At 46.5% G+C, this 25,270-nt stretch carries 23 protein-coding genes and 1 rRNA gene; 23 read left to right on the top strand and 1 reads right to left on the bottom strand.

Annotation, left to right across the window (positions count from 1 at the left end; genetic code table 11):
• Positions 1-157 precede the first annotated feature (157 nt).
• The 22 genes from rrf (at position 158) to folE (ending at position 22,156) form a co-directional block, all read left to right on the top strand.
• Positions 158-270: ribosomal RNA gene (gene rrf, locus T538_RS0109725) — 5S ribosomal RNA — on the top strand.
• A 340-nt stretch (positions 271-610) separates the two neighbouring features.
• Positions 611-1,879: a right-handed parallel beta-helix repeat-containing protein gene (locus tag T538_RS0109720; protein WP_197025772.1), complete on the top strand. Its 1,269-nt coding sequence runs from the start codon at positions 611-613 to the stop codon at positions 1,877-1,879.
• 71 nt (positions 1,880-1,950) lie between these two features.
• Positions 1,951-3,147, top strand: a complete 1,197-nt coding sequence (locus tag T538_RS0109715) for an acyloxyacyl hydrolase (RefSeq protein ID WP_031541116.1) — start codon at positions 1,951-1,953, stop codon at positions 3,145-3,147.
• A gap of 313 nt (positions 3,148-3,460) precedes the next feature.
• Complete coding sequence (locus T538_RS0109710) at positions 3,461-4,963, top strand: 2-isopropylmalate synthase (RefSeq protein WP_031533551.1); 1,503 nt, start codon at positions 3,461-3,463, stop codon at positions 4,961-4,963.
• Positions 4,964-4,991: 28 nt separating this feature from the next.
• Positions 4,992-6,383 (top strand): 3-isopropylmalate dehydratase large subunit, encoded by a 1,392-nt coding sequence (leuC, locus tag T538_RS0109705; protein ID WP_031533552.1) that lies wholly within the window; start codon positions 4,992-4,994, stop codon positions 6,381-6,383.
• A gap of 6 nt (positions 6,384-6,389) precedes the next feature.
• The gene (leuD, locus tag T538_RS0109700) at positions 6,390-7,007 is read left to right on the top strand and encodes a 3-isopropylmalate dehydratase small subunit (protein WP_031533553.1); all 618 of its coding nucleotides are present in this window, start codon (positions 6,390-6,392) and stop codon (positions 7,005-7,007) included.
• A 7-nt stretch (positions 7,008-7,014) separates the two neighbouring features.
• The gene (locus tag T538_RS0109695) at positions 7,015-8,559 is read left to right on the top strand and encodes an alpha-isopropylmalate synthase regulatory domain-containing protein (protein WP_031533554.1); all 1,545 of its coding nucleotides are present in this window, start codon (positions 7,015-7,017) and stop codon (positions 8,557-8,559) included.
• Positions 8,560-8,580: 21 nt separating this feature from the next.
• Positions 8,581-9,660: a 3-isopropylmalate dehydrogenase gene (leuB, locus tag T538_RS0109690; protein WP_031533555.1), complete on the top strand. Its 1,080-nt coding sequence runs from the start codon at positions 8,581-8,583 to the stop codon at positions 9,658-9,660.
• A gap of 385 nt (positions 9,661-10,045) precedes the next feature.
• Complete coding sequence (gene aroQ, locus T538_RS0109680) at positions 10,046-10,474, top strand: type II 3-dehydroquinate dehydratase (RefSeq protein ID WP_031533556.1); 429 nt, start codon at positions 10,046-10,048, stop codon at positions 10,472-10,474.
• A 55-nt stretch (positions 10,475-10,529) separates the two neighbouring features.
• Positions 10,530-11,993, top strand: a complete 1,464-nt coding sequence (gene pyk / locus T538_RS0109675) for a pyruvate kinase (protein ID WP_031533558.1) — start codon at positions 10,530-10,532, stop codon at positions 11,991-11,993.
• Positions 11,994-12,013: 20 nt separating this feature from the next.
• Entirely contained in the window at positions 12,014-12,652 is a 639-nt protein-coding gene (locus T538_RS0109670; RefSeq protein WP_031533559.1) for an O-methyltransferase, read from the top strand.
• Positions 12,653-12,656: 4 nt separating this feature from the next.
• Positions 12,657-12,992: a 30S ribosome-binding factor RbfA gene (gene rbfA / locus T538_RS0109665; RefSeq protein ID WP_031533560.1), complete on the top strand. Its 336-nt coding sequence runs from the start codon at positions 12,657-12,659 to the stop codon at positions 12,990-12,992.
• Positions 12,989-14,221 (top strand): FtsX-like permease family protein, encoded by a 1,233-nt coding sequence (locus T538_RS0109660; protein ID WP_031533561.1) that lies wholly within the window; start codon positions 12,989-12,991, stop codon positions 14,219-14,221. The genes rbfA and T538_RS0109660 overlap by 4 nt, the downstream gene beginning before the upstream one ends.
• 12 nt (positions 14,222-14,233) lie before the next feature.
• Complete coding sequence (gene folP, locus T538_RS0109655; RefSeq protein ID WP_031533562.1) at positions 14,234-15,082, top strand: dihydropteroate synthase; 849 nt, start codon at positions 14,234-14,236, stop codon at positions 15,080-15,082.
• Positions 15,079-15,864, top strand: a complete 786-nt coding sequence (cdaA, locus tag T538_RS0109650; protein ID WP_031533563.1) for a diadenylate cyclase CdaA — start codon at positions 15,079-15,081, stop codon at positions 15,862-15,864. The genes folP and cdaA overlap by 4 nt, the downstream gene beginning before the upstream one ends.
• Before the next feature lie 17 nt (positions 15,865-15,881).
• Positions 15,882-17,174 carry a UDP-N-acetylmuramoyl-tripeptide--D-alanyl-D-alanine ligase gene (murF, locus tag T538_RS0109645; protein ID WP_031533565.1) on the top strand — a complete coding sequence of 431 codons (1,293 nt, stop codon included), beginning with the start codon at positions 15,882-15,884 and terminating at the stop codon, positions 17,172-17,174.
• 150 nt (positions 17,175-17,324) lie between these two features.
• The gene (locus T538_RS0109640; RefSeq protein WP_031533566.1) at positions 17,325-18,269 is read left to right on the top strand and encodes a M23 family metallopeptidase; all 945 of its coding nucleotides are present in this window, start codon (positions 17,325-17,327) and stop codon (positions 18,267-18,269) included.
• An 81-nt stretch (positions 18,270-18,350) separates the two neighbouring features.
• Positions 18,351-18,908, top strand: a complete 558-nt coding sequence (locus T538_RS0109635) for a DUF1599 domain-containing protein (protein WP_369794989.1) — start codon at positions 18,351-18,353, stop codon at positions 18,906-18,908.
• Positions 18,892-20,226: a BT_3928 family protein gene (locus T538_RS0109630; protein ID WP_031541110.1), complete on the top strand. Its 1,335-nt coding sequence runs from the start codon at positions 18,892-18,894 to the stop codon at positions 20,224-20,226. Before T538_RS0109635 ends, T538_RS0109630 begins: the two co-directional genes overlap by 17 nt.
• Positions 20,227-20,231: 5 nt before the next feature.
• Positions 20,232-20,993: a triose-phosphate isomerase gene (gene tpiA / locus T538_RS0109625; RefSeq protein ID WP_031533569.1), complete on the top strand. Its 762-nt coding sequence runs from the start codon at positions 20,232-20,234 to the stop codon at positions 20,991-20,993.
• A 78-nt stretch (positions 20,994-21,071) separates the two neighbouring features.
• Positions 21,072-21,578 (top strand): SPOR domain-containing protein, encoded by a 507-nt coding sequence (locus T538_RS0109620; RefSeq protein ID WP_031533570.1) that lies wholly within the window; start codon positions 21,072-21,074, stop codon positions 21,576-21,578.
• On the top strand, positions 21,575-22,156 hold the full coding sequence (gene folE / locus T538_RS0109615) for a GTP cyclohydrolase I FolE (RefSeq protein ID WP_031533571.1): 582 nt from the start codon (positions 21,575-21,577) through the stop codon (positions 22,154-22,156). Before T538_RS0109620 ends, folE begins: the two co-directional genes overlap by 4 nt.
• Here folE and dnaG read toward each other — a convergent pair.
• Positions 22,151-24,232, bottom strand: coding sequence for a DNA primase (gene dnaG, locus T538_RS0109610; protein ID WP_031533572.1), 2,082 nt, complete (start codon positions 24,230-24,232; stop codon positions 22,151-22,153). The two genes, folE and dnaG, sit on opposite strands and share 6 nt — an antisense overlap.
• Positions 24,233-24,408: 176 nt before the next feature.
• Between dnaG and T538_RS0109605 the strand changes: the two genes are divergently transcribed.
• The gene (locus tag T538_RS0109605; RefSeq protein ID WP_031533573.1) at positions 24,409-25,269 is read left to right on the top strand and encodes a sigma-70 family RNA polymerase sigma factor; all 861 of its coding nucleotides are present in this window, start codon (positions 24,409-24,411) and stop codon (positions 25,267-25,269) included.
• The last annotated feature ends 1 nt before the right edge of the window (position 25,270 follow it).

Genomic DNA, 25,270 nt, shown 5'->3' with positions numbered 1-25,270 from the left:
GGCGACACCAAAGCCGAGCACTACTAATTGCCCGTCAGCTTTCTTACACGGATATGTGCTTTGAGTTGTAGGACTGTCGGTTCTGCTGTATTGCTTCAATATGTTTAAAGAACTGAATGCTGACAGAAAATAAAGAAAGAAGGTCAGAAAAAGATATTCAGGTGGTTATAGCAGTGAGGTTCCACCTCTTCCCATTCCGAACAGAGAAGTTAAGCTCACTCACGCCGATGGTACTGCGATACAATGTGGGAGAGTAGGTAGCCGCCGTTTTTAAGAATAGAGAGTCCTCCGCAGGTCAATGCCTGAGGGGGACTTCTTGCGTTTGTGTGAATCTATCTAAAAAATCCCGTTTTTTAGATAAGAAAATTGTGGTGTAATAGATGAATCTTTGAAAATGGGGAAACAACTGAAAAAAACGTGTTATTTCTGTTGTAAACGCGTGTGTTTATACTAATATTTCGCCTTTATCTATTTTTTCTTAAAACAATTTGTTGGGTTCGTAAATTTATATAAATTTGCAGACGAGCAAATTTGCTCATTTCTAATATCCTTTAAAATGCTAACCAAGGGCAACCTTATAAAACTATTTACCTTTATTGTATGCCTTGCTATGACACAGGCTTCTATTGGTAAGGATTTGTACATGTCGCCGACAGGCAGTGATACAAACAACGGGTCTGCATCAAGCCCCGTGTTCACTATAACCAAGGCTCAGGCGTTGGCCGAACCGGGTGATGTGGTGCATATAAAGGCTGGCCATTACAAGTACGATAATTCTCAGATTACAGATTCAATCAGTCCGTATGCTATTGCGTTTCACATGAAGAAGAGTGGAACGGCAGACAAGCATATCATTTACAAGGGCGAGATTGTTGACGGTGAGCGACCGGTTCTGGATTTCTTCAATCTAAGACCTGATGGATTGCGCGTGGCTGCTTTTTGGGTTGATGGCAGTTATATTGAGATTCATAATATTGAAGTCGTGCGCGTACAAGTAACGATGACGGGTCATACACAGTCGGAGTGCTTCAGAATTGTTAAGGGAAGCAATAATCTGATAAACAACGTGTCGATGCACGACGGAATGGCTATCGGAGTTTACATTGTTCAAGGTTCAAATAATCTGATACTGAATTGTGATGCTTACAACAACTACGATAAGGTTGGCGAGAACGGAACTGGAGGCAATGTTGACGGCTTTGGTGCGCACGTTCAGACCGAAAGTAGCGTAGGTAATGTGTTCAGAGGCTGTAGAGCATGGCATAACAGCGACGATGGCTTCGACCTGATAAATTGCAAGGCTCCAATTCTGATAGAGAATTGCTGGTCGTTCTTCAACGGGTATGCTCCAGCATCTTTCAACAAGAAAGGCGACGGTTCGGGATTCAAATGCGGAGGTTACGGCATGCGTCAGAAAACCCGCAATCCGTCGGTAATTCCTGTGCATACTATAAAGAATTGCATTGCGTATTTCAACCGAAACAGAGGATTCTATTCTAATCATCATCTGGGAGGACTGAAGTTCATAAACAATACGGCATATTATAATCCGTATAATTTCCCGATGCCAAATAGAAAATCGGTCGAAGAGCCTGTTGATGTGAATGGTTACGGACATGTGTTTGAGAATAACATCTCTTATCGTCCAAGAGTTCCTCGCCCACTTATTAGCGAGGTCGATTCTGCTCTTTCAACATTCAAGAACAATACGTTCTTGTCAGACGGTCCTGATTTAACGGACAAGGACTTCGTTGGGCTTGAGGCGTATGAACTTACGCTGGACAGAAAAGAGGACGGAAGTCTGCCAGATATTGAATTCTTAAAATTGAAAGCCGACAGTTATTGGGGAAAGAAAAAAGTAGGATATCAATGGAAATAGATCTCATGAGAAAAAAATCAACATTATTATTTATTTTTACAATCATTTTTTTGTTTAGAGGTGGAGAAGTTTTGGCAGATAACGACAGTATAGGAAAAGACAAAAAGACATATATTGTAGAAGCAGGCTTGAATGCCGGAACAGTTCTGAAGTTCGACGATGAGGTTAAGCAATACTTGCACGAGAATAGACAGAAAAGTTATTTTTTGTCGCTTGGATACAGAGCCTCGGTTCGCGATACATCGTGGTCGGACTACGCATACAACTACCCAACGCTGAGTGCTGGCATCGGCTTTGTTGATGCGCACAAAATAAGAATGTTCAATGCAGAGAATAAGGCAGACTATCAGTCAAGGATGGGAAATGCCCTTTCGTTTACCTTAGCATTCCGACGCCGTTTTTGGGAATGTGGCAATTTCAGTGCCGACTATGTTCTTGAAAACGGAATAGCATACAACTCACACTCGTATAATCCGAAGAACGATATCGACAATACGCTCATTGGCTCGCGTTACAGCGTGTTCGTTGGCTTTGCTGCATATTTGAACTATCGGCTTGACAGATTCGAAATTGGTGTCGGACCGCAGTTCAACCATCTTTCAAACGGCGGAACGGACAGGCCCAACAAAGGTGCGAATATGTTTGGACTTGGCGTGAAAGCCCGTTATTATTGTGATGACTACGAACGTGGCAGACAGTTCGCAAAGCCGAATTACGACAGTTGGAAACCATATTTCTATCCCGATGTTTCGTTCGGCGTAGGATTGAAGAGCCTGATAAGCGCGTATGAACATCAGGAAGCAAAAAATCCGGAAGAAAGAAACTATTCAAATTTCTCGGTATATCCAACTTATAATGTATCAGTCGATTTGATGTACAAATATACGTTCAGGTATGCCGTCGGATTGGGCGTTGACTGCTCGTATGCACCATGTAATAACAAGATAAACGACATAGACCGTGCGACTGGAGTAGAAGTGAGAGACGCATCTCCGTGGTATGTCGGAGTGTCGGCAAAGCATGAGGCTTCTTACAAGAATCTTTCGGTAAACGTGGCTCTCGGCTTTTATCTTCAGCATCAGACAGGATATTGGGAACACAAGTATGAGCAGTTCTATTACGAGTTTCTTGGTGTAAGATACAGAATTCCAAAGGCTGGCGGATTGTATGCCGGATATCATGTCAAGGCACATCTAGGCAAGGCCGACCAACTTGAGTTCAGACTCGGAATGGAGTTGGGAAAGCATAAAAATGATAAAAGACAATAATTTTTAAGCACTTATATGTTGTAAAATTATAATTTGTAAGATTTTTAAACAAAAAACTTATAGTTTTATTTTGTGGGTTCGTCTGAAAAGCGTATCTTTGCATCTGAAAAAAAGAAAAATAATGAATAATCATGCACTACATATTATTTTGCTAAGCAATATTATTCTTCTGGCAAACGCTGGTGGAAGTGAGTATTGTGCATAATAGTGGTAGTAAAACCGATAGAAAGCCTTTCTCACTTCCGTTGTGCGAAAGGCTTTTTTGGTGAATGATTCTTCTGGTTGAAAAATGTTTTTGTAAAACTAAATTCATATGAGCGACAGATTATTTATTTTTGATACCACTTTGCGCGACGGCGAGCAGGTGCCGGGATGCCAACTTAACACTGTTGAGAAGATTCAGGTAGCAAAGCAGCTTGAGGCTTTGGGCGTAGATGTTATCGAGGCTGGATTCCCAATTTCGAGTCCGGGCGACTTCAATTCGGTTATAGAAATATCAAAGGCTGTTACATGGCCCACAATCTGCGCACTTACGCGTGCCGTAGAGAAAGATATAGAAGTTGCTGCCGATGCCCTGAAGTTTGCAAAGCGCAAGAGAATCCACACGGGTATCGGAACTTCTGAGTCTCATATAAAGTACAAGTTCAACTCTACTCCCGAGGAGATTATTGAGCGTGCAGTTGCTGCCGTTAAGTATGCAAAGAGATTTGTTGAGGACGTTGAGTTCTATGCCGAGGATGCCGGCCGTACCGACAACGAATATCTGGCTCGAGTGGTAGAGGCTGTGGTAAAGGCAGGAGCAACCGTGGTGAATATTCCGGATACAACAGGATTCCGAATTCCGTTTGAGTACGGAAACAAGATTAAGTATCTGATGGAGCATGTTGACGGCTTGTCTTCGGGAAAAGCAATCCTTTCAACTCACTGCCACAACGACTTGGGAATGGCAACGGCCAATACTGTGGCTGGCGCGCTGAACGGTGCCCGTCAGGTTGAGGTAACAATCAACGGAATTGGCGAGCGTGCCGGAAACACATCGCTCGAAGAGGTTGCGATGATTTTCAAGACACATCCTGACCTTGGATTGGAGACAAACATAAACACAACAAAAATATATCAGACAAGCCGAATGGTTTCGAGCTTGATGAACATGCCGGTTCAGGCAAACAAGGCAATCGTTGGAAAGAACGCGTTTGCCCATTCTTCGGGCATTCATCAGGACGGTGTGCTGAAGAACGTCAAGACCTACGAGATTATGGATCCGAAGGAGGTCGGCATCAACGATAATGCCATCGTTCTTACGGCCCGTAGCGGTAGAGCCGCTCTGAAGCATCGTCTTTCTGTCCTTGGCGTTGAACTCGACGGTGAGAAACTCGACAGAACATATCAGGAGTTCTTGAAACTTGCCGACAAGAAAAAGGAGGTTAATGACGACGACATTCTGATGCTGGCTGGTGCCGACAGAGCATTGTCGCACAGCATCAAACTCGACTTCCTTCAGGTTACAAGCGGAATGGGCACTCGTCCGGTGGCAAGCATCGGTCTTGACATTGCAGGCGAGAAGTTCGAGGCGGCTGCAAGCGGAAACGGTCCGGTAGATGCTGCCATCAAGGCTCTGAAGAACATAATAAAGAGAGAGATGGTTCTGAAGGAGTTCACCATTCAGGCAATAAACAAGGGCAGCGATGATGTTGGTAAAGTTCACATGCAGGTTGAGTATGACGGCATGATGTACTACGGATTCGGAGCGAACACCGATATTGTTACGGCATCTGTCGAGGCTTATATCGACTGTATAAACAAATTCAGAAAATAACGGAAAGAATAAAATAAACAACGAAATAATGGCTAATACTTTATTTGACAAGATTTGGGACAAGCATGTAGTGCAGACTGTTGAGGACGGCCCTACACAGCTTTACATTGACAGATTGTACTGTCACGAGGTTACAACTCCACAGGCATTCGACACATTGCGCGACAAGGGCATAAAGGTTTTCCGCCCAGACCACATTTTCGCAATGCCAGACCACAATACACCTTCTGACCAGCAGGAGGTGATAAACGACCCTATCGGCCGTAAGCAGGTTGAGACTCTGAAGAAGAACTGCGAGGAGTTCGGCATCACACACTTTACAATGGGAACGAAAGACAACGGAATTATTCACGTTGTTGGTCCAGAGAAAGGTTTGTCTCTGCCGGGCATGACAATTGTCTGCGGCGACTCGCACACATCTACTCACGGAGCGGTTGGCGCTCTTGCTATGGGTATCGGAACAAGCGAGGTTGCCGAGGTTCTTGCAAGCCAGACAATTCTTCAGTCTAAGCCTAAGTCAATGCGCATAAACATTGAGGGCGAGTTACAGCCGGGCGTTACAGCCAAGGACGTGGCTCTTTACATCATGGCTCAGATGACAACTTCAGGCGCAACTGGCTATGTTGTTGAGTATGCCGGCTCGGTAATCCGCAACATGTCTATGGAAGGTCGTCTTACATTGTCAAACCTTTCTATCGAGATGGGAAGCCGCGCTGGTATCATCGCTCCAGACGAGACAACATTCGCTTATCTGAAAGGCAGAGAGTATGCTCCAAAGGGCGAGGCTTGGGACAAGGCCGTTGATGAGTGGAAGAAGTTGAAGAGCGACGACAATGCCGTATTCGACAAGGAAGTTACTTACAACGCTGCCGACATCGCTCCACGCATCACTTACGGAACAAATCCGGGCGCAGGTATTGCCATCGACGGCAACATCCCTACTCTCGAGAGCATCCCGGAGGCTGAAAGAGCAGGATTCTTGAGCCAGCTTGAGTATATGCAGTTCAATCCGGGCGAGAAACTCGAAGGTCACCCAGTTGACTATGTGTTCCTCGGAGCATGTACAAACGGTCGTATCGAGGACTTCCGCGCATTTGCAAGCATCGTTAAGGGCAAGAAGAAAGCCGACAATGTTGTTGCATGGCTTGTTCCGGGCTCATGGCTCGTTCGCAAGCAGATTGTAGAAGAGGGCATCGACAAGATTCTTGAGGAGTCTGGCTTTGAACTGCGTCTTCCATCATGTTCGTCATGCCTTGCCATGAACCCAGACAAGGTTCCTGCCGGCAAACTGTCAATCTCTACAAGCAACCGTAACTTCGTTGGTCGTCAGGGACCGGGCGCAAGAACCGTTCTCTGCTCACCACTTGTGGCTGCAGCGAGTGCAATAACAGGAGTAATCACCGATCCAAGAAAACTTTAATTAAAGATGAAAGCAAAATTCAATATCATACAGTCAACATGTATTCCAATCGAGATAGACAATTGTAATACAGACCTTATCATCCCGGCACGTTATCTGGCATCGACTACACGCGACCCTAAGTTCTTTGGCGATGCCTTTATGCACGATTTGCGCTACGATGCAAACGACAAGCCTGTTGCCGACTTCGTTCTGAATCAGCCAGACTTTAGCGAGGCACCTCGCGAGGGCGTTCATGAAATCATTATCGGCGGTCAGAACTGGGGCTCAGGAAGTTCGCGCGAGCATGCAGCATGGGCTATTGCCGGCTACGGAGTTCGCGTGGTTATATCTTCGTCTTTCGCAGATATCCACCGCAACAACCTGCTCAACTGCTTCGTTCTTCCAGTAATCGTAAGCAAGGAGTTCCAGACAGAACTCTTCGCAACAGTAAAGGCTAATCCGAAGGCAGAGGTAAAGGTCGATGTGCCAAACCAGACTGTAACAAACCTTTCGACAGGCAAGAGCGAGAAGTTCGACATCAACGCTTACAAGAAGTATTGCCTGATGAATGCCCTCGACGATATCGACTTCCTTCTTGAAAACAAGGACAAGATTGAGGCTTGGGAGCAGAAGAATGCTTGATTAGTTTATGGAGAAACAGAGACAAGTACGCATTGAGATAATGGACACGACACTCCGCGATGGCGAACAGACCAGCGGAGTGTCTTTCGTGCCCCACGAAAAACTTATCATAGCCCGAACTCTGCTCAACGACCTCAAGGTAGACCGCATTGAAGTTGCTTCGGCCCGCGTCTCGTCGGGCGAGAAAGAGGCTGTTAAGCGAATCTGCCAATGGGCAGACAAAGCCGGGATGATTGACCGCGTTGAGGTGCTTGGCTTTGTTGACGGAACAACGTCACTCGACTGGATTAACGAGGTTGGATGCAAGTGCATAAATCTGCTGTGTAAAGGCTCGCTAAGACATTGCACCCAGCAACTGAAGAAGACTCCCGAAGAGCATCTTGCCGACATAAAAAAATCGCTCGAGTATGCCAAGAAACTCGGCATCTCGGTAAACGTGTATCTCGAAGACTGGAGCAACGGAATGAAGGACTCTCCCGAATACGTTTTTCAGATTGTTGATGCCCTGAAAGATTCGGACATAAAGCGATACATGCTTCCCGACACGCTCGGAGTGCTCAATCCGCTTTCGTGCCTTGAATATATGCGAAAGATGGTGAAACGCTATCCCAACTTGCATTTCGATTTCCATGCGCACAACGATTACGACCTTGCCATCTCGAACGTGCTTTCAGCCGTGCTGAGCGGATGCAAGGGGATACATACAGCCGTCAACGGACTTGGCGAGCGTGCAGGAAACGCTCCTCTGGCAAGCGTTCAGGCTATACTGAAAGACCATTTCAATGCCGAGACGAGTATCGACGAGAGCAAACTGAACGAGGCAAGCCGACTGGTTGAGAGTTATTCGGGCATCATCATTCCGCCAAACAAGCCAATTGTGGGCGAGAGCGTGTTTACGCAGGTGGCGGGCGTCCATGCCGATGGCGACAACAAGGACAATCTTTATTGCAACGACCTTCTTCCAGAGCGATTTGGTAGAAAACGCGAGTATGCGCTCGGCAAGAGCAGCGGAAAGGCTAACATCCTGAAGAATCTTGAGGAGCTCGGAATGGAACTCACGCCAGAGCAGACGCGCAAGGTTACTCAGCGAATCATCGAACTTGGCGACAAGAAACAGCAGGTTACGCAAGACGACCTTCCGTACATTGTAAACGATGTGCTGAAGCACGATGCTCCCGACGAGAACATCAAACTCCTAAGTTACGTTGTTACGACCGCTTACGGTCTGAAGCCGATGGCAAGCGTGAAACTCGAGATAAACGGCGAGACATACGAGGAGAATGCAAGCGGCGATGGTCAGTTCGATGCCTTTGTCCGTGCCGTGCGTCACATCTACAAAAACAAACTCGAGCGCAAGTTCCCTTGGCTCACCAACTATCAGGTAAACATTCCGCCGGGCGGTCGAACCGATGCTTTTGTGCAGACAACCATTGGCTGGACGTTCGAGGGCAAGGAGTTCAAGACGCGCGGTCTTGACGCCGACCAGACAGAGGCGGCTATCAAGGCAACGATAAAGATGCTCAATCTTCTTGAAGACAAAGATAAAAAGTAACGATAAAAAATATAAGACACAATGGAATTAAAGATTGCTGTATTGGCCGGTGATGGTATCGGTCCAGAGATTATGGAGCAGGGAGTGGCTGTAATGTCGGCCGTTGCCGAGAAGTTCGGACACAAGGTTTCGTACAAGGAGGCTCTTTGCGGTGCTCACGCTATCGACGAGGTGGGCGACCCATTCCCAGAAGAGACATTCAAGGTGTGCGAAGAGGCTGATGCTGTTCTTTTTGCAAGCGTTGGCGACCCTAAGTTCGACAACAACCCAACAGCAAAGGTTCGTCCAGAGCAGGGCTTGCTTGCTATGCGTAAGAAACTTGGTTTGTTTGCAAACATCCGTCCTGTGACAACTTTCGACTGCTTGGTTCACAAGTCACCACTCAAGGACGAGATTGTACGCGGTGCCGATTTTATCTGCATCCGTGAGCTTACTGGTGGTATGTACTTCGGAAAGAAGCAGGAGCCTACAGTAAATGCGGAAGGCGTTGAGGATGCTCTCGATACAAACTACTACAGCCGTCCAGAGGTTGAGAGAATCCTGAAGGTCGGCTATCAGTATGCTCGCCAGCGCAGAAAGCACCTTACGGTTGTTGACAAGGCAAACGTTCTTGCATCAAGCCGTTTGTGGCGTAAGGTTGCGCAGGAACTCGCTCCTCAGTATCCTGATGTTACAACAGATTTTATGTATGTTGACAACGCAGCAATGCGTATGATTCAGGAGCCTAAGTTCTTCGACGTAATGGTAACAGAGAATACTTTCGGCGACATTCTTACAGATGAGGGCTCATGCATCACAGGTTCAATGGGATTGCTTCCTTCTGCATCGACAGGTTCGTCAACTCCAGTATTCGAGCCAATCCACGGCTCATGGCCACAGGGCAAGGGCTTGAACATCGCAAACCCATTGGCTCAGATTCTTTCTGTTGCTATGTTGTACGAGTATTTCGACCTCAAGGAAGAGGGCGCGCTTATCCGCAAGGCTGTCGACGCATCTCTCGACCAGAACGTCCGCACTCCTGAGATTCAGGTTGAGGGCGGTGCTAAGTATGGCACAAAGGAAGTCGGCGCATGGATTGTCGATTTCATCAAGAAAGCATAATTCTTTTATGACAAACTATAAGAGTGCGGATTCTTCGGGATTCGCATTCTTTTTTCTTAAAACTTATACTATGAAACGTTTAATGCTTTTCGCCGCAGGCATATTCTTTTTGCTAAATACTAATGCTCAGAAGAACAGATTAAAAAAGAGTGGCTGGCAGAACGTAATCGTCAGATAGAAAAAATGCGTGGTGAAAAACATAAGAGTGGCAACATTATAATCATTAGATAGCACCCAAAACAAACTCCAATGCTTAGTCGTATTTCTGAATGTGCCGTGCCGGAAGCATCTTTGGATAATAGTTGCAAATGATATGATTATTTTTGCATCTAAGAGCCGAAATGTTCGAACTTTTGTGTAATTTTGCAGAAAATTGTGTAAAAAGATGAGAATACAGATTATAAACGGCCCCAATATCAACCTCTTAGGCAAGCGCGAGCCGGGGATTTATGGCGCCACATCATTCGAAGATTACTACAAAACCTTGTGTGAGAGATATCCCGACATCGAGTTCCACTACTACCAGAGCAACGTAGAGGGCGAGATGATTAACAAAATTCACGAAGTAGGGTTCGACTATGATGGCATTGTTCTGAATGCAGGTGCATACACCCATACATCTGTGGCTCTTCAAGATGCTCTTAGAGCAGTTACAGCCCCAACCATCGAGGTTCATATCTCGAATGTTCACAAGCGCGAGGAGTTCAGACACAAGTCGTTCATCTCGTGTGCATGCCTTGGCGTAATATGCGGCTTCGGACTCGATTCGTATCGACTTGCAGTTGAGGCTCTTAAAGAACACTTGAAACACTGACACATTCAATAAAACCAACCACCCATAGTAATAAACGAGTAAAAAATTACGGCTTATGATGTTAAAGCAGACAAAGATTGTTGCTTCGATCTCTGACGAGAGATGTGAGGTAGATTTTATTAGAGATTTGTTTGAGGCTGGTATGAACGTTGTTCGTATGAACACAGCACATGCCACTCGCGAGGGATTAACAAAGGTTATCGACAATGTGCGCGAAGTAAGCAACCGCATTGCCATACTTATTGATACAAAAGGTCCTGAGGTAAGAACAACAAAACTTGCCGAGGGCAACGAAGATATTATGTACAACATTGGCGACAAGGTTACCATCGTTGGCAACCCCGACCAGTTGAGCACAAAGGACGTTATCTCTGTTTCATATCCAAACTTCGTTAACGACCTTAAGGTAGGAAGTCTTATCCTTATCGACGATGGCGACTTGGAGTTGAAGGTTCTTGAGAAGAACGCCGACAGCCTTCTTTGCGAGGTTCAGAACGAGGCTGGTCTTGGCAGCCGCAAGAGCGTTAATGTTCCGGGCGTACGCATCAATCTTCCTTCTCTTACAGAGAAAGACCGTAACAACATTCTGTTTGCTATCGAGAAGGATATCGACTTCATCGCACACTCATTCGTGCGCAACAAGCAGGATATCCTCGACATAAAGGAGATTCTTGATGCTCATCACAGCGATATCCGCATCATTGCAAAAATTGAGAATCAGGAAGGTGTTGACAATATCGACGAGATTCTTGCCGTTGCCGACGGTATCATGGTTGCTCGCGGCGACCTTGGCATCGAGGTGGCTCAGGAGAAGATTCCGGGCATCCAGCGTCAGCTCATCCGCAAGGCTATCTTGGCTCACAAGCCGGTTATCGTTGCAACTCAGATGCTTCACAGCATGATTAAGAACCCTCGTCCAACACGTACCGAGGTTACAGATATTGCAAATGCCGTTTACTTCCGCACATCAGCCTTGATGCTTAGCGGCGAGACTGCTTACGGAAAGTATCCTCTCGAGGCTATCCGCACTATGACCAAGGTGGCTTGTCAGGCAGAGAAAGACCGTCAGACTCAGTACGACATCCGTATTCCGCTTTCTGAGAACTGCGACCCTACAGAGTTCCTTTCAAAGCAGGCTGTAAAGGCTACCGTAAAGATGAATATCAAGGCTATCATTACCGATAGTTTTACAGGTAGAACTGCAAGATACATTTCATCTTTCCGCGGACCTGTCAATGTGTTGGCTATCTGCTACAAAGAAAAGACAATGCGCCAGTTGGCTCTTTCATACGGCGTTGAGGCTATCTTCTTGCCTGAGAGAGAGAACGGTCAGGAATACTACTTCGCAGGTTTGCGCAAGTTGCTTCGCGATGGTGTTCTTACTCCAAACGACTATGTGGCATATCTGAGTGGCGGCAAGTTGCATACAAGCACATCGTTCCTCGAAATCAATCAGGTTAAGGACGTGCTCGACAATGCCGAGGATTACGCTCTGCCAAACCAAAACCGCTATCTGTAATTTTCTATAAGGAATGAACTATGGTTGAGACGGACCAACTGGACGAATATATTCTTGAACATATAGACGAGGAGGGTGAATACCTTCACTGTCTGTACAGAGCCACTCATACGCAGTTGCTCAGACCGCGCATGGCTTCGGGACATCTGCAAGGAAGGCTCTTGAAGATGTTCGTCCGGATGGTTCGTCCTAAAAATGTTCTGGAGATTGGAACTTACAGCGGATATTCGGCTCTTTGCATGGCTGAGGGACTCGAAGATGGCGGCAAAATCTACACCTTCGAGATTAACGACGAGCAGGAGGACTTTACTCGTCCTTGGTTCGAAAATTCGCAGTATGCCGACAAAATTGACTTCAGAATTGGTGATGCGCTCGAGCATCTTCCTGAGATGGACGTGATGTTCGACCTCGCCTTTATAGACGGCGACAAGCGCAAGTATGTTGATTATTATAATATGGTTATGCAGCACATGTCGGCCGGAGGATATATGCTTGCCGACAACACTTTGTGGGACGGACATGTTGCCGACCCGGCTTACGACAAGGATGCCCAGACGGTTGGAATAAGAGCCTTCAACGACTTGGTTGCGAAAGACGACCGCGTTGAGAAGGTTATTCTGCCTCTGCGCGACGGATTAACAATAATTAGAAAGAAATAGATTTATGGAAACTACAAGACAAAACAAAATTGCCCGACTTATACAGAAGGAGTTGAGCGACATATTCCAGAAGCAGACATCTGCGATGCGTGGTGTGCTTGTTTCGGTAAGCGCAGTCAGGATAAGCCCTGATATGAGCGTGTGCCGTGCATACCTCAGCGTTTTTCCGTCTGACAGAAACGAGGAGATTGTTAAGAACATCAACGATAATGTAAAGTCAATCCGATTCGAACTTGGCGGCCGTGTACGTCATCAACTTCGTATTATCCCAGAACTGAAGTTCTTCGTTGACGATTCTCTCGATTACATCGAAAATATTGATAAACTTTTGAAGAAGTGAGATTTCCTTTTTATATAGCAGTCCGTTATCTCTTCTCAAAGAAGTCGCATCATGCCATAAACATAATATCGGGCATCTCGGTTTGCGGAGTTACCGTTGCCACCATAGCCCTGATATGCACGCTCTCGGTGTTTAACGGCTTTCACGACATGGTCGCATCGTTCTTTACGTCGTTCGACCCTGAACTGAAGATTACTGCTGTAAAAGGAAAAAACTTCAAGGAATCCGAACTTGCCATCGACAAGGTTAAGCAGATTCCGGAAATCGTGGTGTGCACTCCATGCCTCGAAGATCAGGCTTTGCTGAGATATCGCGACCGTCAGCAGATGGTCACAATCAAAGGCGTTGACGAGAGTTTTCAACGTCTCACGTCGTTCAACGAAACGTTGTATGGCAACGGCTGCTTCGAACTTCAGGCCGATGTGCTTAACTACGGAATTCTCGGACTTGGCGTTGCCGCAAACCTGGGCACAAACGTCCGCTTCGACGAGCCTGTGCAGGTTTATGCTCCAACCAAGGGCGAGAAGGTTGATATGCTTCATCCCGAAGAAAGTTTCAATCAGGATGAGTTGTATTCGCCGGGCGTATTGTTTCAGGTGCATCAGCAGCGGTACGATTCGCATTACGTCATCGCCTCGTTGCGCTTTGCAAAGAAACTGTTCGACCGCGAAGACGAACTTAGTTCGCTCGAACTGAAGGTTGCCGACGGCGTTGATGTTGAAATGGCAAAAGAAAAGGTTCAGCAGGCGATAGGCGACAAGTTCGTTGTGAAAGACCGATACGAGCAGCAAGAAGATATATTCAAGATTATGAAGGTCGAGAAACTCATTTCATACGTTTTCCTCACATTCATCTTGGTTATTGCCTGCTTCAACATAATTGGCTCTTTGTCGATGCTAATTCTCGATAAGGAGAAAGATACGCAGACGCTTCGCAATCTTGGCGCATCCGACCGTCAGATTGCCCAGATTTTCATGCTCGAAGGCAGAATGATTTCAACCTTCGGAGCCGTGGCTGGACTCATCATCGGACTGATTCTGTGCTATGCCCAGCAGACATTCGGCTTGCTCAGACTTGGCGACGAAGGCGGAAATTTTGTGGTAGATGCCTATCCCGTAAGCGTGCATTTTCTCGACGTGCTCGTTGTGTTCGTCACTGTGCTCGCCGTTGGATATGCGTCAGTCTGGTATCCTGTCAGATATATGTGTAAGAACCTGAAACAAAAATAAAAAGAAACAAAGATGAAAGGACTAGTGCAATATTCTCTGAATATAAACGGCAGGTTGCTCGATTTGTCCGAGCCTCAGGTAATGGGAATCTTGAACGTAACTCCCGATTCGTTCTATTCGGGCAGCCGAAAACAAACCGAGGACGAAATCGAATCCAGAGTAAGGCAGATAATCGGCGAAGGCGCATCGATAATAGACATAGGAGCATATTCGTCAAGACCGAATGCCGACGATGTTTCTCCTTCCGAAGAGATGGAACGACTCCGTAAAGGTCTGACCGTCATACAGCGAGTTGCGCCAGATGCCATCGTGTCGGTCGATACATTCAGAGCCGACGTTGCCAAAATGTGCGTCGAGGAATACGGCGTCGGAATAGTAAACGACATTTCGGGCGGTATGCTCGACAAAGATATGTTCGCCACCGTTGCAAAACTTGGCATACCTTATATATTGATGCACATGCAGGGTACTCCGCAGAATATGCAGCAGAATCCGCATTACGATGATGTGGTGAAAGAAGTCTTCATGTATTTCGCCGAGAAAGTGCAGCGGTTGCGCGATCTTGGTGTGAAGGACATAATCCTCGACCCCGGCTACGGATTCGGCAAGACCGTTGAGCATAACTACGAACTGATGAACCATCAGGAAGAACTGCTCGAATTCGAACTCCCTCTGCTCGTAGGAATATCTCGCAAGAGCATGATATACAAGGCGCTCGGTATCACCGCCGACGAAGCACTTAACGGAACATCCGTACTTAATACAATTTCTTTGCTGAAAGGTGCAAACATCCTGCGAGTACACGATGTTGCAACGTGCGTTGAAGTAGTAAACCTTATACAAAAACTATTGGCTAAATGATCCTTTTGAGTATTATAGAGTTCCATTTAAAGGATGCGATAGACATCCTGCTTGTTGCCATGATGCTGTACTATGTGTACCGCCTCATGAAGGCGAGCGGCTCTATGAATGCTTTCCTTGGAATTCTTTTTTTTATAATATTGTGGTTCGTGGTGTCGCGTTTGTTAGAGATGAAACTTCTCGGCGCAATCCTCGACAAACTCGTTAGCGTGGGCGTTCTTGCCCTCATCGTCATCTTTCAGGATGAAATCAGACGCTTCCTCCAGACCATCGGAACGCAGCGCAAGGCTTACTCGCTCTTCCGCCTTTTTCTTGGCAGAAGAAAAGATTCAAAGTCCGAACTTGCCATCGTTACTCCGATTGTCAGGGCGTGCCAGTCTATGAGTCGCCAAAAGGTTGGCGCGCTGATAATCATTGAGAAACACATGCAACTTGGCGACATAGTAAACACAGGCGAGGAGATTGATGCACTTGTAAGCGAGCGGCTTATCGAGAATATCTTCTTCAAGAACAGTCCGCTGCACGATGGCGCGATGATTATCAGTGGAATGAAAATACGCGCTGCCGGATGTCTTCTTCCTGTTGCGCACGACCAAGACATTCCAAACTGGCTCGGACTCAGGCATCGTGCCGCACTCGGAATTACTCAGGTGAGCGATGCCATGTCGATTGTAGTCAGCGAGGAGACTGGCGGAATAACAGTTGCCCGCCAAGGCTCGCTGTCGCTTGACATAACATCAGACGAACTCGACCGACTTTTAATCGAAGTTTTATCGGAATAAAATATATATTTGTAGAAATGGATATTGCTGAATTACATAAGCTTTTTGTAAAGCATCAGACAATCACTACCGATACGCGCGATTGTCCCGAAAACTCAATTTTCTTGGCTCTGAAGGGCGAAACCTTCAACGGAAACACCTTTGCCTCGGCTGCGCTTGATAAAGGCTGCGCCTATGCCGTTGTCGATGAGGCTGAATATGCCAAGGCTGGTGATGCCAGATACATTCTTGTAGACGACTGCCTGAAGACCCTTCAGCAGTTGGCGCACTATCATCGCGAGCAGTTCTCAATTCCAGTCATCGAAATTACCGGAACGAACGGAAAGACAACCACAAAGGAACTCGTTTCTGCCGTTCTTTCAACTGAATACGACGTACTCTTTACTCAGGGCAACCTGAACAATCACATCGGCGTTCCGAAAACATTGCTCCGTCTTACAGCCGAGCATCAGATTGCCGTTGTCGAGACTGGCGCAAACCATCCCGGCGAGATTAAGACGCTTGCCGAGATTGTAGATGCCGACTATGGTTTGATTACGAACGTTGGCAAAGCACATCTCGAAGGCTTCGGGTCGTTTGAGGGCGTAATTCGCACGAAAGGCGAGTTGTACGACTATCTTCGCACAAAGAACGGCAAGATTTTCATAAATCGCGACAACGAACATCTTGTCAGGATTGCTTCGGGGCTCGAACACATCGAATACGGTAAGACCGATGGTGTTGGAATCGTGGGCGAATTGCTTGATTGTTCTCCGTTCTTGAGTTTCAGATGGCGTGAGGGCGATTCAGAATGGAATAACGTAACGACGCATTTGATTGGCTCATACAATATCGACAATGCACTTTCGGCTGTTGCCGTTGGGCGCGAGTTCGGTGTTTCGGCCGGAAACATAAACGCGGCTCTTGAGAATTATGTTCCGACAAACAATCGCTCGCAACTTGTCAAGACGGCAGACAACACGCTTATCGTTGATGCCTACAACGCCAATCCAACAAGTATGATGGCTGCTCTCGAGAACTTCAAGCAGATGAATGCCGAGAACAAAATGCTTATCATTGGCGACATGAAGGAACTTGGCGAAGCAAGCGTGACAGAGCACGAGAAAATAGTCAATTTCGTGTCGACAATGAGTCTGAAGGACGTGTGGTTGGTAGGAAGCGAGTTTGCAAAGGTCAGTCACCAGTATCGTACATTTGATAATGTAGAAGAAGTTACAGAATATATAAATAAATGTAAACCAACGGGTTGCACAATTCTGATTAAGGGTAGTAACGGAACAAAACTGTTTAAACTCCCAGATTTACTATAATTCATGTTGTAGAACATCTCGAAATGTTAAATATCAGATATTTAGGCTAAAAAAATGTTAAATAGTTTGGTGGAGTTGCATAAAAAACGTATATTTGCACGAATCCAAAAAAATATAAGTGATATTTTATTAAGAGACAATTAACTAATAATGAGTTTTAGCAAGAAAATACGAATATTAGCTTTTTCTATGTTGACTTTGTCAAGTGTTGCAGCATTTGGCCAAGATCTTATTGCGCGTCAGGCACCAATCGACCGCAAGATGCGTGCCGTTGATTCAGTGGCATTGCAGAACCTGATTAACGCCGAGAAGGGACAGTATGACGGTTATTCAATCTATCCAAACTGGAATACTCAGTATGTTCACGCTTATGGCGATGTTCAGATGCCAGACAGTTTCAAGATTGACCTCCGCGGATTTTGCATGCCTACAACAAGCCGGCAGATTACATCGCAGTTCGGTCCTCGTTGGGGAAGAACGCACAAGGGACTTGATGTGAAAGTTTACATTGGCGACACAATCCGCGCTGCCTTCGACGGCAAGGTGCGAGTTGTACGCTACGAGAGAAGAGGCTACGGAAAGTTCATCGTTATACGCCATCCAAACGGACTTGAGACTGTGTATGGACATTTGTCCAAACAATTGGTCGAGCCAGAGCAGGAAGTCAAGGCTGGAGACGTAATCGGACTGGGAGGAAATACTGGTCGTTCAACAGGTTCGCATCTGCATTTCGAGACTCGCCTGCTGGGTGAGGCCATCAACCCGAAGTTCTTGTTCGACTTCGAGAATCAGGATGTAACAGGCGACTTCTATGTATATCACAAGGCTTCGTCACGCGATCACCGCCGCAAGGCATCGGCTCTTGCATCTGTCGGAATTGACGAGGTGAATGCCGCCAACGACATGGCAAACGAGACAGCTGAAGAGGCTGTTGCCGAAAAGCCAAAGCGTTCTGCAAGAGTACACAAAGTTAAGTCTGGCGATACTCTGTCGAAAATTGCATCTATGCACGGCACTACAATTGCAAAGTTGTGTAAGCAAAATCGCATAGCCAGAAACTCAAAGTTGCGTTTAGGTCAGATAATTCGATATTAAAAGACAAAAATATTAAGAAAAGAGTCTATAGGAGTTTTTACTATAGACTCTTTTTTTTAACTTTGCACGGATAAATTAAAAATGCAAGTGGTGGATACTCAGAAAGAATTTGTTGAGGTAATGGGCAAGTGCCGCGACCTCTTCTCGAAAAAGCTGAAAGACTATGGTGCGGCATGGCGCATCATGCGTCCGTCGTCGGTGACAGACCAGATATTCATAAAGGCTAACCGTATCCGCAGCATAGAAATAAAGGGCGAGGCGCTTGTAGATGAGGGAAAGATTCCAGAATACATCGGCATAGTAAACTATAGCATCATCGGACTTATTCAACTCGAGTTGGGCTTTGCTGATACAGATGACCTCTCGTTCGACAAGGCGATGGAGTATTATGACAAGTACTCAAAGCAGGCTTTGGAACTGATGATAAGAAAGAATCACGACTACGACGAGGCTTGGCGCTCAATGAGATGTTCGTCGTGTCTCGACCTCATCCTGATGAAAATCTATCGTACAAAGCAGATTGAGGGCAACGACGGAAAGACTATCGTTTCTGAGGGCATCGATGCTAACTATATGGACATGATAAACTATTCGGTGTTCTGTCTGATAAAACTCGGATTCTGTGAAGTCGCAGATTAATAACATACTTCTAAACTGGTGGGTTAACATCAGCAGGTTTATTTGCGCTGCGATGTTCCTGTTCTCTGGTTTCGTAAAGGCAGTTGACCCAGTAGGCACCCAGATTAAGTTTCAGGACTATCTTGCGGTGGTTGGAATGGAAAATAAGATTCCCGACACGCTGCTACTGTTCGGAGCCATTGGACTTGCCATGTTCGAGTTTGTGCTGGGCATCTACTTTCTGTTTGGCATCCGACGTAAGTTTGCAACCGTAATGCTGCTGCTGTTCATGCTCGTGATGACTCCGCTGACGCTCTATCTGGCGATAGCCGACCCTGTGAAGGACTGCGGATGCTTTGGCGATGCCGTGAAGTTGACAAACTGGCAGACGTTCTACAAGAACGTGGTTCTGCTTGTGTGCGCGATTTCGCTATACAAGTGGTCCCTGAGAATGTTGAGATTTCTTACCGAGAGTACGCAGTGGCTCGTGTCGCTGTTCTCGATTGTGTATATTCTGGTAACATCGATATATAGCCTGAGATACTTGCCGATATACGATTTCAGACCGTACAAGGTAGGTGTGAACATTGCCAAGGACATGGAGATTCCCGAAGGTGCTCCAAGGGCAGAATACGAAACGACATTCTTCCTCGAGAAGGACGGAAAAGTCGAGGAATTCTCGCTTGAGAACTATCCCGACAGCACATGGAAGTTTGTAGACAGCAAGTCGGTTCTTGTTAAGGAAGGCTTCGAACCGAAGATTCAGAACTTCTCGATTTCGACCTTGGCGGATGGCGAAGACATCACGGACGATGTCCTGTCTTACGAAGGATATACGTTCTTGCTTATCGCTCCGTATCTTGAAAAGGCTAACGACAGTTCCATCGACCTGATAAACGAGTTGTACGATTACAGCCACAAGTACGGATACCGCTTCTACTGCCTTACATCGTCAACGGGCAGTGCCATAGAAAAGTGGATTGACGAGACAGGCGCGGCATATCAGTTTTGCAATACCGATGCTACAACGCTGCAAACAATGATACGTTCAAATCCGGGGCTTATGCTCCTGAAGAACGGAACGATTATAAACAAGTGGTCAAGCGTAAGTCTGCCAGACGAGTACGAACTTACTGCTCCGCTCGACAAACTGCCGGTGGGCAAGATTCACAGACACGGGTTCTATGAAAAGACCATGTGGATGTTTGCATGGTACCTGATTCCGCTGCTTGTGCTTACCATCCTCGACCGAATGGGATGGCTTGCGATGCTTGTGTATCGCCGCCGCAAACGCAGAAATTATTTGAAAAATTTATCTAACCTTTTAATAAAAAAGTAGAAAAAATGAGACACAAAATTGTTGCTGGAAACTGGAAGATGAACAAGAATCTTCAGGAAGGCGTAGAGTTGGCAAAGGAGTTGAACACAATTTTGGCTGCTGACAAGCCTAATTGTGATGTAGTAATCTGCACTCCATTCATTCATTTGGCTTCAGTTGCTCAGGTGCTCGACCAGAATGTAATCGGTCTTGGTGCTGAGAACTGTGCTGACAAGGTATCTGGTGCTTACACTGGCGAGGTTTCTGCCGAGATGGTTAAGTCAACAGGTGCACAGTATGTAATCCTTGGCCACTCAGAGCGTCGCGAGTACTATCACGAGACTCCAGAGATCTTGAAAGAGAAGGTTCTTCTTGCACAGGCTAACGGCTTGAAGGTTATCTTCTGCATCGGCGAGAGTTTGGCAGAGCGTGAGGCAAACAAGCAGAACGAGGTAGTAAAGGCAGAGCTCGAGGGCTCTGTATTCAACCTTTCTGCTGAGGATTTCTCAAAGATTATCATCGCTTACGAGCCAATCTGGGCAATCGGTACAGGTAAGACTGCTACATCAGATCAGGCTGAGGAAATCCACGCTTACATCCGTTCAGTAATCGCTGACAAGTATGGCAAGGAAGTTGCAGAGAACATCTCTATCCTTTACGGAGGTTCATGCAAGGCTTCAAACGCTCCTGAGTTGTTTGCTAAGCCAGATATCGATGGTGGCTTGATTGGCGGTGCTTCTTTGAAGGCTGCTGATTTCAAGGGTATCATTGATGCTTGGAAGAAGTAATAACTGAATTTATGAAAAATAAGTGTTACAGGCTCGCGGCTCTGGCCGGTGCTTGTAGCACTTTTAACAGTATTAGGTATGAGACTGATTTTATCGGCTGTTTTATTTGTTATATCCACTTGCGCCTTTGCGCAGAATTCGTTCACAAACCATCTTGAAAAGAAGGAGATGAACTGCGGAGTGGTTACCGTTAACCAGAGCAAGGAAATTGAGGCTCTTGTAAACGGAACTAGCACCGTATGCCCTTCGGCAACTTCGGAAACGACGGCGGCGCAGACGGCTGAGAACGGAACAGATGCAACGCCCGACGGCAAGAAACTGAAGACATCGGGCTACCGTATTCAGGTCTACTCAGGTGGAAACTCACGAAACGCCAGAGCCAATGCCTATGCTGTGGCTGAAAAGGTAAAAAGAATGTTTCCCGAACTGAACGTGTACACGCACTTTGCATCGCCGAGATGGATATGCCGTGCGGGCGACTTCAAGACATACGAGGAAGCCAACGATGTGCTTCAGCAGATGCGCGAGACTGGTGCACTTACGGGAATTTCAATTGTTAAGGATCAAATCGTATTATCATTATGACAGACGACAACAAGTTAGAGGAGTTGGCATATCACTACAAGAAGATTCTTACGCTTCTTGGCGAGGATGCCGAGCGCGAAGGCCTTGTAAAAACTCCTATGCGCGTTGCCAAGGCAATGGACACGCTGACACGCGGCTACACAATGAACCCTGAGGATATTCTGAACTCTGCTAAGTTTAAGGAAGAGTACAGTCAGATGGTAATTGTAAAGGACATCAACTTCTACTCAATGTGCGAGCATCACATGCTGCCATTCTATGGCAAGGTTCATGTGGCTTACATTCCAAACGGATATATCACCGGACTGAGCAAGATTGCGCGCGTGGTAGATGTATTCTCGCATCGTCTTCAGGTGCAGGAACGCATGACACTCCAGATTAAGGAATGTATTCAGAATGCCCTTAATCCGCTTGGCGTGATGGTTGTTGTTGAGGCTAAGCACATGTGCATGCAGATGCGCGGCGTTGAGAAGCAGAACTCGATAACCACTACGAGTGACTTTACCGGCGCGTTTAATCAGGCAAAGACTCGCGAGGAGTTCCTGAACCTTATTCGCGGTTCCAAAAACGAGTTATAAGCAGTATTTTACAGTTCTGTCGCCAAGTTCCTTGGCGAGCAGATTCTGTATTTTTGACAGATTCTGGAACTGCTTCATAAGGTCGAGCACACGGTCGCTGTCGTTGTTGATGGTGGCTATTTTCATCTGCGTCTTTATGTCGTCCATCTTTCTTGTTATGAAGTCGTTCTTCAGGTCGTTAATGATGTGCGGAACGATGTCGAACAAGATTTCTTCATCGTTCAGAATCTTTTGTCCTTTAGAGTGATACTTGCTAAGTTGATAGCGGTCGCTCTGCAAATCGGCTGCAAGTATGCTAATCTCTTGGTTTGGGTGAAATCCGAAGAATCTTTTAGCCGAGAAACCTTCGTCGTTTAGATGCTGAATTCCTTCGTCGAGAATCTGCTTGTATTTAGGATTTGTAAAACTCAGATTGTCGCGCTTGAATTCTTCTGAGATATACTCGATTACGGAAATTGGCTTTTCGTTTCCTTCCTCGTCTTCATCAACATAGACATTTTTTTCTCCGTATCTTACAATGCAGGTTGCCAGCATCCTCTCCTTAATTTCGGTGCTGTTGTTAGTCTTGCTGTTTATGAAATCGGCAATCTCCGCGTTCTGCGGCATGATTAGTTGAGGTGCGCCCTGCTCTTGCGCCTCTACAGCCTGTGCTTCCAACACCTCTGGCGGAACGGGCATCGGTTCGCCTGAAGCCTGTGCATTTCCTGTTTCTTCGCGCTGCTTGCGAGCCTTTTCGGCGGCAGCCTGCTTTTCGGTCTGCTGCTTGTTCTGTATTCGAGCCTTGTTTACGGCATCTACGAGAACCATCTCGCTGATTTTCAGGAGCTGGGCACATTCGGTTATGTAGATGCTTCGGGTAACTCCTTCGGGAATTACCGAGATGCTTTTTACAATATCGTTGATTACGTTGGCGCGCTTTATCGGGTCGTTGCCTGCCGATTGTAGCAAGTGGTTGGTAATGAATACGATGAAGTCAGTCTGATTATTCTCGATGTATTCTTTGAACTCCGTGGCATTGTGCTTGCGCGCAAAACTGTCGGGGTCTTCATCCTTAGGCAGAAGGAGAATTTTTACGTTCATTCCCTCGGTCAGGAGCATGTCCGTTCCGCGCTGAGTGGCGTGGATTCCGGCATCATCGCCATCGTAGAGAAGAGTGATGTTCGATGTAAATCTGTGCAGAAGACGCACTTGCTCCATTGATAGAGCCGTGCCCGAGTTTGCCACTACGTTCTCGATGCCGCACTGGTGCATAGAAATCACATCGGTGTAGCCCTCGACCATGAAAACCCGGTTTTCCTTGGCTATTGCCTTCTTTGCCTGATACAAGCCGTAGAGTTCCCTTCGTTTGCTGTATATTGAAGATTCGCTCGAATTGACGTATTTTTGGTTTACGCCCTTTGTTGCTGCATCGAGCACACGACCGCCGAAAGCCACAACCTTTCCGCTCACCGAAATCCACGGAAACATTACGCGACCGCGGAAAGTGTCGTACAGTGAACCGTCTTCTTTCTGCTTGCAGATGCTTGTGGCAAGAAGGAATTTCTTGTCAAATCCGTGTGCGATAGCCTCTTTTGTAAGCGCATCGAACGAGTTGAGGCTGAATCCGAGTTGGAACTTCTTTATGATGTCGTCTCTGAATCCGCGCGACCTGAAGTAAGCCATTCCGATGGCCATTCCGTCGACGCTGTTGTAGAGATTTGAGTGGAAGTAGTCGCGCGCCCATTCGTTTACGATGAACATACTTTCGCGTTCGCTCTGTGCCTGTTTCTGCTCGGCTGTGAGTTCCTTCTCCTCAATCTCGATGTTGTATTTCTTGGCAAGCCATCGCAGAGCCTCGGGGTAGGAGAACTGCTCGTGCTCCATCAGAAAATGAACCACGTTTCCGCCTTTTCCGCACGAGAAACACTTGCACACGCCCTTTGCCGGAGACACCATGAACGACGGCGTCTTCTCGTTGTGAAAAGGGCAGAGACCCTTGTAGTTTGCTCCCGACCTTCGCAGCGTTACGAATTCGGAAACAACGTCTACAATGTCGGCTGTGTTTATAATTTTATCGGCTGTGGCTTGATCAATCATATTGGCAAAGATAGTGCTAATTTTGTTATCAGATTAGGATTTCTAACCAAATGATGTCAAAAAAAATCCCTTTTATCGAAAAAACATCAAAAAGTTTGCTGATGACATAATATTTCATTATTTTTGCTCGTCTTTATAAAACCGTAATATAGTGCGGTTGTAAAATCTATCGTTATATGCATCAGTTAAAGATTAACAAAAGTATCACCAACCGAAGCAGTGCTGCTTTGGACAAGTACCTGTCTGAAATCGCAAAGGAACCGCTTCTTACAGTAGATGAAGAAGTTGAGTTGGCACAGCGAATTCACTCGGGCGACAAGGAAGCGTTGGACAAGCTTGTACGCTCAAACCTTCGTTTTGTCGTGTCTGTGGCAAAGCAGTATCAGAACGGTGAACTGACACTTTCTGACTTGGTAAACGAGGGCAATGTAGGCTTGATTAAGGCTGCCGAAAAATTTGACGAGACACGCGGTTTCAAGTTCATCTCATACGCCGTGTGGTGGATTCGTCAGAGCATTATGCAGGCTCTTGCAGAGCAGTCTCGCCTTGTGCGCCTTCCGCTTAATCAGGTTGGTCTTCTGAACAAGATTAACAAGACAATTGCCGATTTTGTTCAGGAACACGAGCGCCAGCCATCTCTGCACGAACTGGCAAGGCTTGTCGATGTAGACGAAAGCAAGATTGCTGAGACACTAAGCGCGTCAAGTCGTGGAGCATCGCTCGATGCACCTTTCCAGGACGGCGAAGAAAACAGTCTTATCTCAGTGCTTTCAGACGACAATGCGCCTGCGGCAGACAACGGCATGGATCTTGAATCGCTCAGCACAGACCTTGAGCAGATTCTGAAAGAACTGAAGCCTCGTGAAATCCAGGTGCTTAAGATGAGTTTCGGTATCGGCTGCAACGAAAAGACTCTTGAAGAGATTGCCGACACTCTCGGACTTACACGAGAGCGCGTACGCCAGATTAGAGAAAAGTCGTTGAAGAAGTTGCGCGATACGGCAGGTGCTGACATGTTGCGTAAGTATTTGGGCTAAT

The sequence above is a fragment of the Bacteroides sp. Ga6A2 genome (assembly GCF_000702225.1).
Classification (GTDB): Bacteria; Bacteroidota; Bacteroidia; order Bacteroidales; family Bacteroidaceae; genus Ga6A1.
The sequence above is the reverse complement of the archived record's forward strand: the minus strand, read 5'-3'. Positions and strand labels throughout refer to the sequence as shown.

What these genes read in the sequence shown, in the direction of transcription:
- rbfA (WP_031533560.1), top strand. Translation starts at nt 12,657, where the DNA reads ATGGAAACTACAAGACAAAACAAAATTGCCCGACTTATACAGAAGGAG.
- murF (WP_031533565.1), top strand. Translation starts at nt 15,882, where the DNA reads ATGGATATTGCTGAATTACATAAGCTTTTTGTAAAGCATCAGACAATC.
- folP (WP_031533562.1), top strand. Translation starts at nt 14,234, where the DNA reads ATGAAAGGACTAGTGCAATATTCTCTGAATATAAACGGCAGGTTGCTC.
- T538_RS0109620 (WP_031533570.1), top strand. Translation starts at nt 21,072, where the DNA reads ATGAGACTGATTTTATCGGCTGTTTTATTTGTTATATCCACTTGCGCC.
- leuC (WP_031533552.1), top strand. Translation starts at nt 4,992, where the DNA reads ATGGCTAATACTTTATTTGACAAGATTTGGGACAAGCATGTAGTGCAG.
- T538_RS0109710 (WP_031533551.1), top strand. Translation starts at nt 3,461, where the DNA reads ATGAGCGACAGATTATTTATTTTTGATACCACTTTGCGCGACGGCGAG.
- T538_RS0109635 (WP_369794989.1), top strand. Translation starts at nt 18,351, where the DNA reads ATGCAAGTGGTGGATACTCAGAAAGAATTTGTTGAGGTAATGGGCAAG.
- dnaG (WP_031533572.1), bottom strand. Translation starts at nt 24,232, where the DNA reads ATGATTGATCAAGCCACAGCCGATAAAATTATAAACACAGCCGACATT.
- T538_RS0109695 (WP_031533554.1), top strand. Translation starts at nt 7,015, where the DNA reads ATGGAGAAACAGAGACAAGTACGCATTGAGATAATGGACACGACACTC.
- T538_RS0109605 (WP_031533573.1), top strand. Translation starts at nt 24,409, where the DNA reads ATGCATCAGTTAAAGATTAACAAAAGTATCACCAACCGAAGCAGTGCT.
- leuD (WP_031533553.1), top strand. Translation starts at nt 6,390, where the DNA reads ATGAAAGCAAAATTCAATATCATACAGTCAACATGTATTCCAATCGAG.
- T538_RS0109720 (WP_197025772.1), top strand. Translation starts at nt 611, where the DNA reads ATGACACAGGCTTCTATTGGTAAGGATTTGTACATGTCGCCGACAGGC.
- T538_RS0109670 (WP_031533559.1), top strand. Translation starts at nt 12,014, where the DNA reads ATGGTTGAGACGGACCAACTGGACGAATATATTCTTGAACATATAGAC.
- tpiA (WP_031533569.1), top strand. Translation starts at nt 20,232, where the DNA reads ATGAGACACAAAATTGTTGCTGGAAACTGGAAGATGAACAAGAATCTT.
- folE (WP_031533571.1), top strand. Translation starts at nt 21,575, where the DNA reads ATGACAGACGACAACAAGTTAGAGGAGTTGGCATATCACTACAAGAAG.
- pyk (WP_031533558.1), top strand. Translation starts at nt 10,530, where the DNA reads ATGATGTTAAAGCAGACAAAGATTGTTGCTTCGATCTCTGACGAGAGA.
- leuB (WP_031533555.1), top strand. Translation starts at nt 8,581, where the DNA reads ATGGAATTAAAGATTGCTGTATTGGCCGGTGATGGTATCGGTCCAGAG.
- T538_RS0109640 (WP_031533566.1), top strand. Translation starts at nt 17,325, where the DNA reads ATGAGTTTTAGCAAGAAAATACGAATATTAGCTTTTTCTATGTTGACT.
- cdaA (WP_031533563.1), top strand. Translation starts at nt 15,079, where the DNA reads ATGATCCTTTTGAGTATTATAGAGTTCCATTTAAAGGATGCGATAGAC.
- aroQ (WP_031533556.1), top strand. Translation starts at nt 10,046, where the DNA reads ATGAGAATACAGATTATAAACGGCCCCAATATCAACCTCTTAGGCAAG.